Source organism: Paraburkholderia ferrariae NBRC 106233 (assembly GCF_000685035.1).
GTDB lineage: Bacteria > Pseudomonadota > Gammaproteobacteria > Burkholderiales > Burkholderiaceae > Paraburkholderia > Paraburkholderia ferrariae.
Genome location: NZ_BAYB01000028.1, coordinates 90,624 through 106,489, shown reverse-complemented (window position 1 = coordinate 106,489; position 15,866 = coordinate 90,624). Strand labels below are relative to the sequence as shown.

Below are 15,866 nucleotides of genomic sequence, written 5' to 3'. Positions count from 1 at the left end.
GCGCAAAAAAACTCAATGCCCGTTGCGCCGGTAGCGCGCGAGCGTGAGCCCGTCCAGGTCGATCTCGGGCGTGTGCTGCGTGACGAGATCGGCAACCACGCGTCCCGAGCCCATCGACATCGCCCAGCCCGTCGAGCCGTGCCCCACGTTGAGCCAGAGCCCTTCCACTCCGCAGGCACCGAGGAGCGGTGCGCCGTCCGGCACCATCGGCCGCCGCCCCACCCAGAACTGCGCCGACGAGGGCGTTGCCGCGTGCGGGAACCAGTCGTCGAGCACCTTCATGAGCGTTTGCAGCGCCTGCTCGCGCAGCGTCGCGCGATGATTGCCGAGCTCCGCCGTCCCCGCCACGCGCAGATACGGCCCGAAGCGCGTGATGGCCGTCTTGAGCGATTCGTCCATGAGCGCGGCGCGCGGCGCCTTTTGCTCATCCACCACCGGCAGCGTGGCCGAGTAGCCCTTCACGGGATAGAGCGGCACCCGCACGCCGAGCGGCGCGACAAGCGCCGCGCTCTCCACGCCGAGCGCGACGATCACGGCGTCGGCCGCGAGCGTCTGCGGCGCGGCGTCCTCGGCGGACGTTTGCGCCGACGTCTTCAGCACCTCGGTCGGCGCCCGGCGCTGCTCGCGCCGGTTGAGCTTGCCGCGCCCGGCGCGCACGCGCACGCCGCGCACCTTGCCACCCTCGGCCGCCAGCGCCTCGATTTCGGTATCGAACAGAAAGCGCACGCCGCGCGCTTCGCATACGGCGCGCAATTCGCGCGTGAAGCGGGCGCAGTCGCCGGCTTCGTCGTCGGGCAGGTAGATGCCGGCCACGGGTTTCGTGCGCGCCCAGGCGAGGCCCGGCTCGACCTGGGCGCAGGCCGCGGCGTCGAGTTCGCGGTAGCCGATGCCCGCATCGCGCAGCACGGCGAGCGCGGGCTGCGCGAGTTCGAGATCGTAGTCGCTGCGAAAGAGCTGGAGATAGCCCTGGCTGCGCCCGTATTCGAACGCGTGCGTTTCGCGAAACGCGTTCAGGCAGGCGCGGCTGTAATAGGCGATGCGCTGCATGCGCTGTTTGTTCACACGAAAGCGCTCGAGGTCGCATTCGCGCAGCCATCGTGCGATCCAGCGCCATTGGGCGGGGTCGAGCGTGGGCCGGAAGATGAGCGGCGAGGTGGGCTTGAGGAGATATTTGAGCAGCTTGGCCGGCATGCCCGGCGCGGCCCACGGGGTGACGTAGCCGGGCGCGATCACGCCCGCGTTGCCGAAGCTCGTGCCGAGCGCGACGCCCGGCTCGCGCTCGATGACCGTGACGTCGCAGCCCCGTTCGCTCAGGTAATACGCGGTTGCGACGCCGATCACACCGGCGCCGAGGACGATCGTTTTCATGCCGGTCGATTCGGGAGGGACGGACGGTATTGCAGCATGTTCGTGCTCATTGTGCAGCGGACCCCGCAACGAGCGCCTTGCCCCTGGTTTCGGGCAGGCAGAGCGCGCTGACGATCACGAGCAGATAGCCCGCGCCGGCCACGGCGCCGATCGCCTTCACGAGCGACATGGACTGCGCGAGCGTGCCGACGAGGATCGGGAAAAACGAGCCGAGTCCGCGCCCGAGGTTGTAGCAGAAGCCCTGGCCGGAGCCGCGGATCGCGTTCGGATAGAGCTCGGAGAGATAGGCGCCGACGCCCGCGAAAATGCCCTGCACCACGATGCCGAGCGGAAAGCCGAGCAACAGCATGGCGCCGTTGGTGATGGGCAGCATGGTGTAGGCCATGCCGAGCGCGAACGAGCCGATCGCGAACAGGATGAACGAGGCGCGCCGCCCGATGCGGTCCGAGAGAATCGCGCCGACGATATAGCCCGTGAACGAGCCGACGATCAGCACGATCAGATAGCCGCTCGTGTTGAACACCGAGAGGTGGCGCACGGTTTTCAGATAGGTGGGCAGCCAGGTGGTGATGGCGTAGTAGCCGCCCAGCATGCCGGTGCACAGCGCGCTGCCGAGCAGCGTGGTGCCGAGGTGGGCGGGCGCGAAGATCTGCAGGAAATGGGCCTGGGTGGCACCGCTTTCGCGGGCACGCCGCGTCTGGATGAAGATCTCCGGGTCGCTCACGTTGCGGCGCACATAGAGGATCCAGAGCGCCGGCACGATGCCGATCCAGAAGCACGCGCGCCAGGCGAGCCCTTCGGGCAGGAGGGCGAAGAAGGCCCAGTAGAGGATCGCGGCCGCGGCCCAGCCGAACGACCAGCTGCTCTGCACCGTGCCCACGGCCTTGGCGCGATGCTGGGGCGAGCGGATCGTCTCGGCCATCATGATCGTGACGACCGACCATTCGCCGCCGAAGCCGAAGCCCTGCAGCGTGCGCGTGGCGAGCAACTGCCAGAACGAGTTCGTGAAGCCGGAGAGGCAGGTGAAGACCGCGAAGGTTGCGATGGTCCACTGCAGCACGCGCACCCGGCCGTAGCGGTCGGCCAGCACGCCGGCGACCCAGCCGCCGATCGCCGAGGAAATCAGCGAACTGGTGGCGATCATCCCGGCTTCGCCCTTGCTCATGCCCCAGGTGGTGATCAGCGTGGGGATCAGGAACGAGTAGATCATGAAGTCGAACGCGTCGACGGCATAGCCGCCGAAGCCGGCGTAGAGCGTGCGGCGCTCGCGCGCGCTCAGCTCCGTGAACCAGTGGAACGATCCCATCGCGTGTCTTCCCCCGTTGTTGCCCTGCCATGACCGGCGGCGCCGTGTGCGGCGTGAATGCTGGAGCGGGGCTATTTTAAGGGGTGATCGGGGGTGCAGGCGAGGGCGGCGAAATAGAGGGGTGCGCTTCGTGCGTGCGCCGGGGTTCCGTTGGGTTCCGCCGGATTCGATAGCAAGCGAACGAACCAGCGAACGAACCAGCGGAAAAACCTCGTGCGGCGCGGCCGTGCGATGCCGCAAAACTCGCCCGGGCGGCCTAGCCCAGTGTGAGTCCGCCGTCGATGTGGATCACCTGGCCGGTGATGTGGCGGGCGGCGCGGGAGAGCAAAAAGGCGATGAGTTCGGCGATATCGGCGGGTTCGGCCACGTGGCCCAGCGGCGTTTCCTCGGCCGCGCGGGCCCACGCGGGGGCATTCGCGGGCGTCGGGCCCTGATCCTTGCGCGTATAGCCCGGCGCCACGCAGTTCACCGTGACGCCGTGCGGCGCGAGTTCCGCCGCCGCGGTTTTGGCGAGCGATTCGAGTGCCGCCTTGGCGGCGGCGGTGGCGGCGAACGGTGCGTCGGCGCGGTAGCGGTGCGCAACGAACGAGCTGAGCGCCACGACGCGGCCGCACGCCGAAGCGGCGAGCGCCGCCTGGGCGCCGCGCACGAGGGCCGCGAAGGCCGCCGGCATGGCGGCGAAGGAGGCATCGAGCGCCGCGGCGTCGAGCGATGCGAGCGTCTGGCGCTGCGCGTGGCCTGCGTTGGCGACCAACTGGTCGAGCGCGCCGAAGCGCGCCAGCGTGGTTTCGACGACGCGGCGCGCCGCGCCCGGTTCGGCGAGATCGGCGCAGACGGTCGCGCACGTCGCACCCTGGCCCGCGCACGCCGCGGCGACCGCGGCAAGACGCGCCTGCGCCGCTTCGTCGGCGCCGCGCGCATGCAGCATGAGCGCGACGCCCGGCGCGGCAAGCCGCCGGGCGAGCGCAGCGCCGATACCCGCGCCCGCGCCGGTGATCAGGACGACCCGTTCGTGCGCGCCCGTGCTCATGCGGCGATGCGCTCTTCGGGCATGCGCTCGATCTCGAGCGTTTCGTCGTGGAACGCCGCGAGCGACTCGCGATGCGCCACGCTCACGATGGCCGCCTTCGGCAGGCGCTCGTTGAAGAGCTTGTAGAGACGGCCTTCGTTGTCGGAGTCGAGGGCGCTCGTCGCTTCGTCGAGGAACAGGTAGTCGGGCTTGTGCAGCAGCACGCGTGCGCCCGCAAGCCGTTGCTGCTCGCCCGGCGAGAGCACGCGCGTCCAGTGCGCCGCTTCGTCGAGGCGATCGGCGTAGTCTTCGAGCCGGCACGCGCGCAGGGCTTCGCGGCACTCCTCGTCGCTGTAGTCGGTGGCGGGCGACGGGTAGGTGAGCGCGGCCTTGAGCGTGCCGATCGGCAGGTAGCTTTGCTGCGGAATGAACATCATGCGCGCATCGACGGGGGCGTCGATCGAGCCTTCGCCGAACGGCCAGAGGCCCGCGAGCGCGCGCATCAGCGTGCTCTTGCCGGCGCCCGACGGGCCGCGCACGAGCCAGCGCGAGCCGGGCTTGATGGCGATGTCGCGCACTTCGGAAAGCGGCAGGCCGTTGGGCAGGGACAGCTTCAGATGTTCGGTGGACAGCGCGTTGGCATCGACATAGTGCAGGTTGATGCCGCCGTGTTCGGTGGCGGGCGAAACGGTTTCCTTCAGGCGCGGCGAGTGAACCACGCGCACGAATTCGCGCAGACGGTTGACGGTGGCGCGCCATTCGACGAGGGTCGAGTAACTGTTCATGAACCAGGAGAACGAATCGCTCACGGTGCCGAACGCCCCGGCGATCTTCATCAGCACGCCGAACGAGAAGGCGCCCGCAAAGTAGCGCGGCGCCGCGACGACGAGCGGGAAGATGATGGCAATCTGGCCGTAAAAGCTCAGCACGAAGGTGAGGCGCTTCGTGTACTTCATCACGCGCCACCAGTTTTCGCGAATGTGCTCGAAGAGCCCCTGCGCATTGCTGCGCTCGGTGTCCATGCCGTCGTAAAAGGCAATCTGCTCGGCGTTTTCGCGCAGGCGGATGAGGCCGAAGCGGAAGTCCGCCTCGACTTTCTGTTGCTGATAGTTGATCGACACGAGCGGATGGCCGGCCTTCTGCGTCACGAAGGAGCCGAACACGGCGTAGAGCAGGGCGGCCCAGACCATGTAGCCCGGAATCGAGATGGGCGTGCCGCCCAGCGAGAACGTGAGCGCGCCCGCCAGCGACCAGAGGATCGTGATGAACGAAATCAGCGTGACGACCGTCGAGAGCAGGTCGAGCGTGAGCGCGAGGGTCGTGTTGGCGAATGATTGCAGGTCGTCGCTGATCCGCTGGTCGGGGTTGTCGGCCAGACGATCGCGCTCGATACGGTAGAACGCGCCCTGGTCGAGCCACTCGTTCAGAAAGCGCGTCGTGAGCCATTGACGCCACCGGAAGCCCAGCATCTGGCGCAGATAGCGCCCGTACACCGCGAGGATGATGAACGCGAACGCGAGTACGGTGAAGATCATCAGCAGATGCGGGAAACGCTTGACGTCCTTGCTCTGCAGCGCGTCGTAGAAGTCGCCGTTCCAGCTGTTGAACCGGACGTTGATCCACACCACGGTCAGATTGATGACGATGATCGTGGCAAGGAGGCCCCAGGCGACCCAGCGTTCCTCGGATACCCAGTAGGGTTTGATCAGGCTCCAGGCCGAGATCTTTTCAGGCTGATCCGGCGTGGCGCGGGGAGAAAGGTTGGTCATGTGCGTCCCGATGTTGGCCCGGCTCCGGAGCCGGAAAAAAGCAAAGCGTGCGGCGCGGCACGATGGTGCTGCGATTTTGTGGCCGACCGCTTAAGCGGGGCTTAACAGGGGTTGTGTCGAGGTTGGGTTTTGCGGCCCATTGTCTCACCGCAGCCGGCCGGCGGACGGCCCGCAAGCGTTCCGGGCATTGTGCCAGAGCGCGCGCGGCGCCCGCCAAACGGGACGCTCCGGATGGCCGTGCGTTTGACGGGCGCCGGGGCCGCGACGGGAACCCGGCGGGCGCGCCCGCGCGGCCCGGGAGGGCCGCGCCGCCGGGGTTTGCGGGCGCCGGGCCTTTTGTGGTCTAATGACTGCTGACGAAACAGGGGTGCTTCGCCGGCATGCCGTGCATGTCGCCGTGAGGCTGAGAGAGACCCTTCGCACCCGATCCGGGTAATACCGGCGCGGGAAGTTTCCGGAAAGTCTTGCTGGATCCATTTCCAGTTTCCCGCCGGGCAAGCGTGCATGGGAGCCGTGTTCCATCGCCCCACGCGCCTGTCCGGCCGGCCTTGCCAGCCGGTTTCGTCCTTGGGTACGTCTGCTGTTGCCGTACGGAAAGGATACGATGACCGCCTATTCCTCAGTTTATTTAGCCCGCGCGTTTGTCCGGGCTTCTGTCTGCACATCTGCCGGCGTTGCTGCGCGCTTCGTTGCTCGCGCAAGCTTCGGCGCGACGCTCAGGCGCGCGTTCGCTCGCAGCGGGGTGCCATCATGAGCGGCACGCGCGCCACGGCTGCCATGCCCGATTTCGCCGTGCTCGGCGGCGGCCTTTCCGGGCGCCTCGTCGCGTGGCGTCTTGCCGGCGCGGGGCATCGCGTCGCGCTCTACGAGCGCGGCGGCCCTGAAGGCGCCGATGCTGCCGCATGGGTGGCCGCCGCGATGCTCGCGCCGCTTGCCGAAGCCGCCGTGGCCGAACTGCTCATCACCGAACTCGGCGTCGCGTCGCTGCAAACGTGGCCGCAGATACTCGCGGCACTGCCCGAGCCCGTGTTCTTCCAGCACAACGGCACGCTCGTGGTCTGGCATCACGCCGATCGCACCGAGGCGCCGCTCTTCGAACGCCGCGTGCGCGCGAACGCGCCGCAGTGGCTGGCGGAAGAGGGCTTCGTCGCGCTCGCGGGCAACGAGCTCGACGCGGCGGAGCCGGCGCTCGCCGGGCGCTTCGCGCGCGGCTGGCTGCTGCCCGGCGAAGGCCAGCTCGATAACCGCCAGGTGCTGCACGCGCTGGCGGCGGGCCTCGCGCAGCGGGGCGTCGAAACGCACTGGCACACGCCGGTAGACGATGCCGATCTGCCGCCCGCGCGCGTGACGATCGATTGCCGTGGCCTCGGCGCCAAGCCCGCCCTGCCCGCACTGCGCGGCATCCGCGGCGAAGTGGCGCGCGTGCACGCACCCGGCATCGGGCTCACGCGGCCCGTGCGCCTCTTGCATCCGCGCTACCCGCTCTATATCGCGCCCAAGCAGAACGACCTCTACGTGATCGGCGCGACCGAGATCGAGGGCGAGGACATGTCGCCGGTGAGCGTGCGCTCCGCGCTCGAACTGCTGAGCGCGGCGTTTGCCGTGCATCCGGCTTTCGGCGAGGCGCGCATTCTCGAACTCAATTCGCAATGCCGCCCCACGCTCCCCGATCATCGCCCGGCGTTGATCTGGGACGGCGCACGGACTTTGCGCGTGAACGGCCTGTACCGGCACGGCTTCATGATTGCGCCCGCCGTGGCCGACGAAGCGGTGCGCTGCGGGCAGGCGCTGCTCGACGGCGGCGTCGCCGACCGGGACGCCTTCGAAGCCTGGCGCCACGGCTCGCGCTGGAGCGCGATGCTGCACGACGGCGCCGCTCACTGCGAACGTGAAGCACTGAACGCGAAGTAAACAGAATCGATATGGACATACAGATCAACCAGAAACCGCTCGCACTGCCCGAAGGGGCGACCGTTGCCGACGCGCTGGCCGCGTTCGGCGCGCGTCCGCCCTATGCCGTCGCGCTGAACGGCGACTTCGTCGCGCGCGCCCAGCACGTCGCGCGCACGCTTCACGCGGGCGACCGCCTCGACGTCGTGAGTCCGGTGGCCGGCGGCTAAGCCGCGCGCCACTGCGAGCCCGACCCGAAACCGCCAGGGATTTCATCGCCATGACTACCTCTTCCTCCGCCGACGCGCTCACGCTCTACGGCGAAACCTTCGCGAGCCGCGTGCTGCTCGGCACGTCGCGCTACCCGTCGCTGCAGTCGCTCTCCGATTCGATCGATGCGGGGCGCCCCGGCATGATCACCGTCGCGCTGCGCCGCCAGATGAACGAAGGCACCGCCGAGGCGGGTTTCTTCGACCTGCTCAAGCGCCACGGCGTGCCGCTCCTGCCGAACACGGCGGGCTGCCTCACCGTGAACGAAGCCGTGACGACGGCCCACATGGCGCGCGAGGTGTTCGAAACCGACTGGATCAAGCTCGAACTGATCGGCGACGACTACACGCTGCAGCCGGACCCGGTCGGCCTGATCGAGGCCGCCTCGCGTCTCGTGAAGGACGGCTTCAAGGTGCTGCCGTATTGCACCGAGGACCTCGTGATCGGCCGGCGTCTGCTCGACGCGGGCTGCGAGGCGCTGATGCCGTGGGGCGCGCCGATCGGCACCGGCAAGGGCGTGATCAATCCGTACGGCCTGCGCGTGCTGCGCGAGCGGCTGCCCGACGTGCCGCTGATCGTCGACGCGGGCCTCGGCCTGCCGTCGCACGCCGCGCAGGTGATGGAGTGGGGCTTCGACGGCGTGCTGCTCAACACGGCGGTCGCGCAGGCCACGCATCCCGACGCGATGGCGCGCGCGTTCGCGCTGGGCGTGGAGGCGGGCCGCGCCGCGTATCTCGCCGGGCCGATGGCCGAGCGCGAAGCGGCGGTGGCGAGCACGCCGGTCGTGGGCATGCCGTTCTGGCACCAGGATGGAGGCAAATGATGACCGAAACGCTGCGACTGCAAGACCGCGAACTGTTCTGGCCGCCGGCCGACGAACTCACGGCCACGGCGGAGCGCATTCGCGCGCGCCTCGGCGACTGGCCGCCCACGCATGCGCCGTGGCGCATCTGCCTCACCGCGCCGGACACGCCGAACGGCGGCGACCTGATTGTCGCGACCGACGCGGCACCGCATCTGCCGGACATCGCGCGCTGGATGACGGCGGGCGCGGGCGTGATCGAAGCGGCCGCGGACGATGCGAACGCGGGCCGCCTTGCCCGTGTAACGCTGCATCTGGGCGGCGAGCGCTACGCACTGGAAGGCGAGCTGGCCGAGGACTGGGTGCCGGCGCTGGCGGCCTTCCTCGACTGCGGATTCGATCCGCACGACGCGCTAGCGCTGGCGCTCGCGTGGCGCGACGGCGACGAGGCCCGTGACGACGCGTGGCCCGTGGATATCGCGCGCTTTCCGCGCGTGCTGGGCTTGCCCGCCGCGCCGGCGCAGCCGTTTGCTTCGTGCCCGGCGAAGCTCGGCCTCTACCCGGTGCTGCCGACGGCCGACTGGGTGGAGCGCGTGCTCGACTACGGCGCGCAAACCGTGCAGTTGCGCAGCAAGCAGCCGAAATCGCCGCAACTCGTGCACGAAATCGAGCGCTGCGTTGCGGCCGGTCGCCGGCACGGCGACGCCCGCGTGTTCATCAACGACCACTGGCAGGAAGCGCTGGCCGCGGGCGCGTACGGCGTGCACCTCGGCCAGGAGGACCTGCGCGAAGCGGATCTCGGCGCGCTGGCGGCGGCAGGCGTGCGGCTCGGCCTTTCGACGCACGGCTACTTCGAGATGCTGACGGCGCTGCACTTCCGCCCGAGCTACGTCGCGCTCGGCGCGGTTTTTCCCACCACGACCAAGGCCATGCCGACGGCGCCGCAGGGGCTGCGTCGCCTCGCGCGCTATGTGAAGCTGCTGGAGGGCGTGGTGCCGCTGGTGGCGATCGGCGGCATCGACGGCGCGGTGCTGCCGCAGGTGCTCGCAACGGGGGTGGGCTGCGCGGCCGTCGTGCGCGCGGTGACCGAGGCGGCCGATCCGGCTGGCGCGGTTGCTGCATTGCGCAACGCGTTTACGCAATAATGGCCCGCCGGTGGGACGCCGGGCGCAGCGCGCCCAGGTCCCGCCGGGGTGGCCGGTTGGCGTCTCTTACCGGTCGGAATTCGGGATAGGGCGCGTCACGGCAGCTTTTTCATGATGGCCCTATAATCCCGCCTTCGTGTAAATAGACTGTCAGCCTACGTGCCATCATCTTCTGAGACCCTGCTGGAGCTGCGCGACGTCGATTTCGGCTATGGAGATCGGCTCGTCCTGTCCGGCCTGAACATGCGCTTCGGGCGCGGTCAGGTCGTGGCGGTCATGGGCGGCTCGGGCGGCGGCAAAACCACGGTGCTGCGCCTGATCGGCGGGCTCGTGCGCGCCCAGCGCGGCCAGGTGCTGTTTCATGGCGAGGATATCGGCGCGCAGTCGCGCGAAGGCCTCTACGCGCTGCGCCGCAAGATGGGCATGCTGTTCCAGTTCGGCGCGCTGTTCACCGACATGTCCGTGTTCGAGAACGTGGCCTTCGCGCTGCGCGAGCACACCGACCTGCCCGAAGAACTGATCCGCGATCTCGTGCTGATGAAGCTCAACGCGGTCGGCCTGCGCGGCGCGCGCGAACTTGCGCCTTCGGAAATCTCGGGCGGCATGGCTCGCCGCGTGGCGCTCGCGCGCGCCATCGCGCTCGACCCCGAACTCATGATGTACGACGAGCCGTTCGCAGGCCTCGACCCGATCTCGCTCGGCATCACGGCAAACCTCATCCGCACGCTCAACGACGCACTCGGCGCGACCTCGATCCTCGTCACGCACGACGTGCCGGAGTCGTTCGCGATTGCCGACTACGTGTACTTCCTCGCCAACGGCGGCGTGCACGCCCAGGGCACGCCGGCCGAGCTGCGCGCTTCCACGGACCCCACGGTGCGCCAGTTCATCGACGGCGCGCCGGACGGCCCGTTCCGTTTCCACTACCCGGCGAACGAGTCGCTCGCCGCGGACTTCGGCATCGGCGGAGGCCGCTCATGATCGGCGCCATCAGTTCGCTCGGGCGCGCGGTGCTCGACCAGATCGCGCGCGCCGGCCATGCGGCGCGCTTCTTCGTGCGCCTCGTGGTCGAATTCTTTCCGCTTTTGCGGCGCCCGCGGCTTGTCACGAAGCAGATCCACTTCGTCGGTAATTATTCGCTGTTGATCATTGCCGTTTCGGGGCTCTTCGTGGGCTTCGTGCTCGGCCTGCAGGGCTACTACACGCTCAACCGCTACGGCTCCGAGCAGGCGCTGGGGCTGCTGGTGGCGCTCTCGCTCGTACGCGAGCTCGGGCCGGTCGTCACGGCGCTGCTCTTCGCGGGCCGCGCCGGCACGTCGCTCACGGCCGAAATCGGCCTGATGAAGGCCGGCGAGCAGCTTACCGCCATGGAAATGATGGCCGTCGATCCCGTGCGCATCGTGGTCGCGCCGCGCATGTGGGCAGGCGTGATCGCCATGCCGATCCTCGCGGCGATCTTCAGCGCGGTCGGCATACTGGGCGGCTACGTGGTGGGCGTGCTGCTGATCGGCGTCGATGCGGGCGCGTTCTGGTCGCAGATGCAAGGCGGCGTGGACGTCTGGACCGACGTGGGCAACGGCGTGATCAAGAGCATCGTGTTCGGTTTCGCCGTGACGTTCACCGCGCTCTACCAGGGCTACGAAGCCAAGCCGACGCCCGAGGGCGTTTCGCGTGCGACCACCAAGACGGTCGTGTACGCGTCGCTCGCGGTGCTGGGCCTCGACTTCCTGCTTACCGCACTGATGTTTAGCTAAGCCGCGCCGGGCGCGTGCCGCGCTGGGCGGCGCGCGCCGCGGCCCGCAGCAGACGGCCGGCACCGGATGCCGCCGCAACGGATTCTGATGGGATGACGATGAAAAAGAATGCTCTCGACTTCTGGGTCGGCCTGTTCGTGGTGCTGGGCTTTATTGCGCTGCTGTTTCTCGCGCTGAAGGCCGGCAACATGAGCTCGCTGTCGTTCCAGTCCACCTACCCGGTGAAGCTCAGGTTCGACAATATCGGCGGCCTCAAGCCGCGCGCGCCCGTGAAGAGCGCGGGCGTGACGGTGGGCCGCGTGGCCTCGATCGGCTTCGATACGAACACCTACCAGGCGCTGGTCACGATCAATATCGACCAGCAGTACCAGTTTCCGAAGGATACGTCCGCGAAGATCCTGACCTCGGGGCTGCTCGGCGAGCAGTACATCGGTCTGGAGCCGGGCGGCGACACCGAAATGCTCAAGGCGGGCGACACCATTTCGATGACGCAATCGGCGATCGTGCTCGAGAATCTGATCAGCCAGTTCCTTTACAGCAAGGCGGCGGATTCGGGGGCTGCGAAACCGGCGGCCGGCAGCGGCACGGCCCCGGCGCCCGCAGAAGCGGGCTCGGGCGCGGCAGGCAAATAAGGAGAACAACAATGTTCACGATGCGCATGCGCGCGGCCGCGATCGGTGTGGCGGCGTTTGCTCTCGCGGGGTGCTCGACGGTACAGACGCCGTCGAAGGACGACCCGTGGGAGGGCCTCAACCGCACGATGTTCACCTTCAACGACAAGGTGGACCAGTACGCACTGAAGCCGGTGGCCCAGGGCTACGTGAAGGTGACGCCGCAGCCGGTGCGCGACAGCGTCACGAACTTCTTCTCGAACATCGGCGACGTCTACAACGCGGCGAACAACATCCTGCAGTTGAAGATCGCCGACGGTGTCGAGGACATCATGCGGATCGTGATCAACACGGTCTTCGGGGTCGGTGGCCTGTTCGACGTGGCGACGCTCGCGAAGCTGCCCAAGCACAACCAGGATCTGGGCCTCACGCTCGGCCATTACGGCGTGCCGGCCGGCCCGTACCTCGTGCTGCCGCTGTTCGGCCCGAGCACGGTGCGCGACGCCGTGGGCACGGCGGGCAACTACTTCATCAACCCGCTCACCTATGTCGATCCGGCGGCGCTCAGCTGGGGGCTCTACGGCCTGAACGTGGTCAGCACGCGGGCGAACCTGCTCGGCGCGAGCGACATTCTCGAGGGCGCCGCCATCGACAAGTACTCGTTCGTGCGCAACGGCTACCTGCAGCGCCGCCGCTATCAGCTTTCCGACGGCAAGGGCGACGCATCGTCGAATCTGCCCGACTACGGCGAAGGTGCGCCGCCGCCGAAGTACGAGGATGTCGATCAGGGCGCGGCGCCGGCCACGGCAGCTTCGGGAACGCCCGCTGCGGCGGGTCTTGCTCCGGCGCCGCTCGTCGGCCCGACGGGGGCCGTTGCGCCGGCCGGCGCTTCGGATACGACCGTGCCGGCCGACCAGATGGTGCCGCCCGCGCGCGTGGGCTATCCGTCGCTGCTGCGCCTGCGTTGAGGCGGCTGTTCGGGTCTTTTCGCGCATAGATCAGACAAAAAGCACTGCAACTGGCCGGCGTAACAACCAGAAACGCTTGTCGCAGAATCTTTGCGGTTCTTGGGTGGAGCCTCACGGAACTCGCGTGATATCGTTGGCTCCAACGGGGCGCTTCCTCCCCATTACGCAGGACGAGATATGAAAAAATTCTTTCTGTTTCCGCTTTTCGCCATGTTTTTTGCGATGACGGGCGTCGCCTCGGCGCAGACCGTGGACACCAGCGACCCGGACGCGATGGTCAAGTCCATCACCCAGCAGGTGATGGACCAGATCCGCGGCGACAAGTCGATCCAGGCGGGCGATCTCGACAAGATCACCCAGCTCGTGAACGAGAAGATCCTGCCGTACACGGACTTCCGCCGCACGACGCAACTCGCGATGGGCCGCAACTGGCGCACGGCCACGCCGGATCAGCAGGCGAAGGTCATCGAGCAGTTCAAGATGCTCCTGATCCGCACGTACGCGGGCGCGCTCGCCCAGGTGCGCGACCAGCAGATCCAGTACAAGCCGTTCCGCGCGAACCCGGACGACACCGATGTCGTCGTGCGCTCGACCGTCATGAACAACGGCCAGCCGATCGAGCTCGACTACCGCCTGTACAAGACGCCGCAAGGCTGGCGCGTGTATGACATCAACGTGCTCGGCGCGTGGCTGATCCAGGCATACCAGCAGCAGTTCCAGGAAAAGATCCAGCAAGGCGGCGTGGACGGCCTGATCCAGTTCCTCACGCAACGCAACCAGCAGCTCGCCGCGGGCAAGACCTCGTGAGCACACGCTTCGATACCGGCGCCACGCTGACCCTCGAGAGCGCGAAAGCCGCGCTCTCGGCGGGTCTCGCCCGGATTGCGCAGGGCGCGAGTGCCGTGGACTGCGCGCCGCTCACGCATTTCGATTCCTCGGCGCTCGCCGTGCTGATCGCATGGCAGCGCGCCGCGCGCGAGCGCGGCGCCACGCTCGACGTCCTCAACCTGCCCGCCAAGCTCGCGAGTCTCGCGCACGCCTACGGCGTCGATTCGCTCCTCCACGAGCGACATTGACGCGCAGCGGGCCATCGGCCCGTTGCCTTCCCCCTCTTCGGGCCAGGTCGGGCCTTCCGACTTTGCCCTATAATCAACCGTTTTTTGGGCATTGCCACCGGATTCTCGGCGGCCGGACGGCGCCACGAGCTGTCCCCCAATTCCCGGTCTCCCCGCAGCATTGATGCACTTACACAGCCGCACCGCCATGAGACGGGCGGCGCTCGAGTCATGCCAGCCATAGAAATCCGTAACGTCAAGAAGCGCTACAAAGAGCTGCAGGCGCTCAAGGGCGTCAGCTTCACGGTCGAAGAGGGCGAATTCTTCGGGCTGCTCGGTCCGAATGGCGCGGGCAAGACGACGCTCATCAGCATCCTGGCGGGCCTCGCGCGTGCCGACGAAGGGTCGATCGCCGTGCGCGGCCACGACGTCGTCGAGGACTACCGCAACGCGCGCCGCAGTCTCGGCGTCGTGCCCCAGGAACTCGTATTCGACCCGTTCTTCACGGTGCGCGAGACGCTGCGCATCCAGTCCGGCTATTTCGGCCTGCGCAACAACGACGCGTGGATCGACGAGGTGATGGCGAACCTCGACCTCACCGAAAAGGCCGACGTCAACATGCGTGCGCTCTCGGGCGGCATGAAGCGCCGCGTGCTGGTCGCGCAGGCGCTCGTGCATCGTCCGCCCGTGATCGTGCTCGACGAGCCGACCGCCGGCGTCGACGTCGAACTGCGCCAGACGCTCTGGAAGTTCATCGCGCGCCTGAACCGCGAAGGCCACACGATCGTGCTGACCACGCACTATCTCGAAGAGGCCGAAGCGCTGTGCGACCGCATCGCCATGCTGCGCCGCGGCGAGGTGGTGGCGCTCGAGCGCACGAGCGCGCTCCTGCAGCGCTTCGCCGGCACGCAGCTTTTCCTGCGTTTCTCCGAAGGCGTGCTGCCCGCCGAGCTGCGCGCGCTTGAAGTCGATCCGTCGAATGCCGACGTGCACCAGCATCTGCTGCGCCTCGCGAATTACGACGAGGTCGAGCGCATTCTCGCGCTGTGCCGCGCGAACGGCTGCCGGCTAGAGGAAATCGAGGTCCGCAAGGCCGATCTGGAGGATGTTTTCGTGCAGGTGATGAGCGCGCCGGAAGTGATCGAGGGGCTGGCATGAGCGGGTTCCGCACGCTGTTCTACAAGGAAGTCCTGCGCTTCTGGAAGGTGGCTTTCCAGACCGTGCTCGCGCCCGTCATCACCGCGCTGCTTTATCTGACGATTTTCGGCCACGCGCTGCGCGGCCACGTGCAGGTGTATCCGGGCGTGGAGTACACGAGCTTCCTGATCCCCGGCCTCGTGATGATGAGCGTGCTGCAGAACGCGTTCGCGAACAGCTCGTCGTCGCTGATCCAGTCGAAGATCACCGGCAATCTGGTGTTCGTTCTGCTGCCGCCGCTCGCCGCCTGGGAGATGTTCGGCGCTTACGTGCTCGCCTCCATCGTGCGCGGGCTCGCGGTCGGCGCGGGCGTGTTCGTCGTGACGATCTGGTTCATTCCGGTGAGCTTCGCGGCGCCGTTCTATATCGTGGCCTTCGCGGTGCTCGGCTCGGCCATTCTCGGCACGCTCGGCCTCATCGCCGGCATCTGGGCCGAGAAGTTCGACCAGCTCGCCGCGTTCCAGAACTTCCTCATCATGCCGCTCACGTTCCTCTCGGGCGTGTTCTATTCGACCCATACGCTGCCGCCCGTGTGGCGCGAAGTGTCGCGGCTCAACCCGTTTTTCTACATGATCGACGGCTTTCGCTACGGTTTCTTCGGTTTGTCCGACGTGAATCCGTTCGCGAGCCTCTCGATCGTTTTCGTCTTTTTCGTGGCGCTCGCCGCGCTCGCGATGCGTCTGCTCGCGACCGGCTACAAGCTGCGCCACTAAGCAGGACAG

Annotated in this window: 16 protein-coding genes and 1 riboswitch; of the genes, 12 read left to right on the top strand and 4 right to left on the bottom strand. The window is 67.9% G+C overall.

Annotated elements, in window-relative coordinates:
- Nucleotides 1-12 precede the first annotated feature (12 nt).
- The 4 genes from BFE01S_RS26555 to BFE01S_RS26540 all read right to left on the bottom strand — a co-directional run bounded on the left by BFE01S_RS26555 (nucleotide 13) and on the right by BFE01S_RS26540 (nucleotide 5,452).
- Nucleotides 13-1,368, bottom strand: coding sequence for a D-amino acid dehydrogenase (locus BFE01S_RS26555; RefSeq protein ID WP_028228119.1), 1,356 nt, complete (start codon nucleotides 1,366-1,368; stop codon nucleotides 13-15).
- A 46-nt stretch (nucleotides 1,369-1,414) separates the two neighbouring features.
- On the bottom strand, nucleotides 1,415-2,674 hold the full coding sequence (locus BFE01S_RS26550) for an MFS transporter (RefSeq protein ID WP_028228118.1): 1,260 nt from the start codon (nucleotides 2,672-2,674) through the stop codon (nucleotides 1,415-1,417).
- A 256-nt stretch (nucleotides 2,675-2,930) separates the two neighbouring features.
- Complete coding sequence (locus BFE01S_RS26545; protein WP_028228117.1) at nucleotides 2,931-3,704, bottom strand: SDR family NAD(P)-dependent oxidoreductase; 774 nt, start codon at nucleotides 3,702-3,704, stop codon at nucleotides 2,931-2,933.
- On the bottom strand, nucleotides 3,701-5,452 hold the full coding sequence (locus BFE01S_RS26540; RefSeq protein ID WP_028228116.1) for an ABC transporter ATP-binding protein/permease: 1,752 nt from the start codon (nucleotides 5,450-5,452) through the stop codon (nucleotides 3,701-3,703). Before BFE01S_RS26540 ends, BFE01S_RS26545 begins: the two co-directional genes overlap by 4 nt.
- 353 nt (nucleotides 5,453-5,805) lie before the next feature.
- Nucleotides 5,806-5,919: riboswitch (TPP riboswitch) on the top strand.
- Nucleotides 5,920-6,202: 283 nt separating this feature from the next.
- On the opposite strand from BFE01S_RS26540, the gene BFE01S_RS26535 reads away from it, so the two are divergent.
- The 12 genes from BFE01S_RS26535 (at nucleotide 6,203) to BFE01S_RS26480 (ending at nucleotide 15,857) form a co-directional block, all read left to right on the top strand.
- A complete protein-coding gene (locus tag BFE01S_RS26535) occupies nucleotides 6,203-7,363 on the top strand; it encodes an FAD-dependent oxidoreductase (protein ID WP_042338640.1) in 1,161 nt (386 codons plus the stop codon).
- Between the two features lie 11 nt (nucleotides 7,364-7,374).
- Complete coding sequence (thiS, locus tag BFE01S_RS26530) at nucleotides 7,375-7,572, top strand: sulfur carrier protein ThiS (protein WP_028228114.1); 198 nt, start codon at nucleotides 7,375-7,377, stop codon at nucleotides 7,570-7,572.
- A 50-nt stretch (nucleotides 7,573-7,622) separates the two neighbouring features.
- On the top strand, nucleotides 7,623-8,435 hold the full coding sequence (locus BFE01S_RS26525) for a thiazole synthase (RefSeq protein ID WP_028228113.1): 813 nt from the start codon (nucleotides 7,623-7,625) through the stop codon (nucleotides 8,433-8,435).
- The gene (gene thiE / locus BFE01S_RS43440; RefSeq protein WP_084170179.1) at nucleotides 8,435-9,559 is read left to right on the top strand and encodes a thiamine phosphate synthase; all 1,125 of its coding nucleotides are present in this window, start codon (nucleotides 8,435-8,437) and stop codon (nucleotides 9,557-9,559) included. The genes BFE01S_RS26525 and thiE overlap by 1 nt, the downstream gene beginning before the upstream one ends.
- Before the next feature lie 159 nt (nucleotides 9,560-9,718).
- A complete protein-coding gene (locus BFE01S_RS26515; RefSeq protein ID WP_028228111.1) occupies nucleotides 9,719-10,540 on the top strand; it encodes an ABC transporter ATP-binding protein in 822 nt (273 codons plus the stop codon).
- Complete coding sequence (gene mlaE / locus BFE01S_RS26510; protein WP_028228110.1) at nucleotides 10,537-11,313, top strand: lipid asymmetry maintenance ABC transporter permease subunit MlaE; 777 nt, start codon at nucleotides 10,537-10,539, stop codon at nucleotides 11,311-11,313. Before BFE01S_RS26515 ends, mlaE begins: the two co-directional genes overlap by 4 nt.
- 92 nt (nucleotides 11,314-11,405) lie before the next feature.
- On the top strand, nucleotides 11,406-11,945 hold the full coding sequence (gene mlaD / locus BFE01S_RS26505; protein ID WP_028228109.1) for an outer membrane lipid asymmetry maintenance protein MlaD: 540 nt from the start codon (nucleotides 11,406-11,408) through the stop codon (nucleotides 11,943-11,945).
- 11 nt (nucleotides 11,946-11,956) lie between these two features.
- Nucleotides 11,957-12,892, top strand: a complete 936-nt coding sequence (locus BFE01S_RS26500; protein WP_028228108.1) for an MlaA family lipoprotein — start codon at nucleotides 11,957-11,959, stop codon at nucleotides 12,890-12,892.
- A 177-nt stretch (nucleotides 12,893-13,069) separates the two neighbouring features.
- On the top strand, nucleotides 13,070-13,699 hold the full coding sequence (locus tag BFE01S_RS26495) for an MlaC/ttg2D family ABC transporter substrate-binding protein (protein WP_028228107.1): 630 nt from the start codon (nucleotides 13,070-13,072) through the stop codon (nucleotides 13,697-13,699).
- Nucleotides 13,696-13,968: an STAS domain-containing protein gene (locus BFE01S_RS26490; protein WP_028228106.1), complete on the top strand. Its 273-nt coding sequence runs from the start codon at nucleotides 13,696-13,698 to the stop codon at nucleotides 13,966-13,968. The genes BFE01S_RS26495 and BFE01S_RS26490 overlap by 4 nt, the downstream gene beginning before the upstream one ends.
- A gap of 210 nt (nucleotides 13,969-14,178) precedes the next feature.
- The gene (locus tag BFE01S_RS26485; protein ID WP_028228105.1) at nucleotides 14,179-15,105 is read left to right on the top strand and encodes an ABC transporter ATP-binding protein; all 927 of its coding nucleotides are present in this window, start codon (nucleotides 14,179-14,181) and stop codon (nucleotides 15,103-15,105) included.
- Nucleotides 15,102-15,857 carry an ABC transporter permease gene (locus tag BFE01S_RS26480; protein WP_028228104.1) on the top strand — a complete coding sequence of 252 codons (756 nt, stop codon included), beginning with the start codon at nucleotides 15,102-15,104 and terminating at the stop codon, nucleotides 15,855-15,857. The genes BFE01S_RS26485 and BFE01S_RS26480 overlap by 4 nt, the downstream gene beginning before the upstream one ends.
- Nucleotides 15,858-15,866 lie beyond the last annotated feature (9 nt).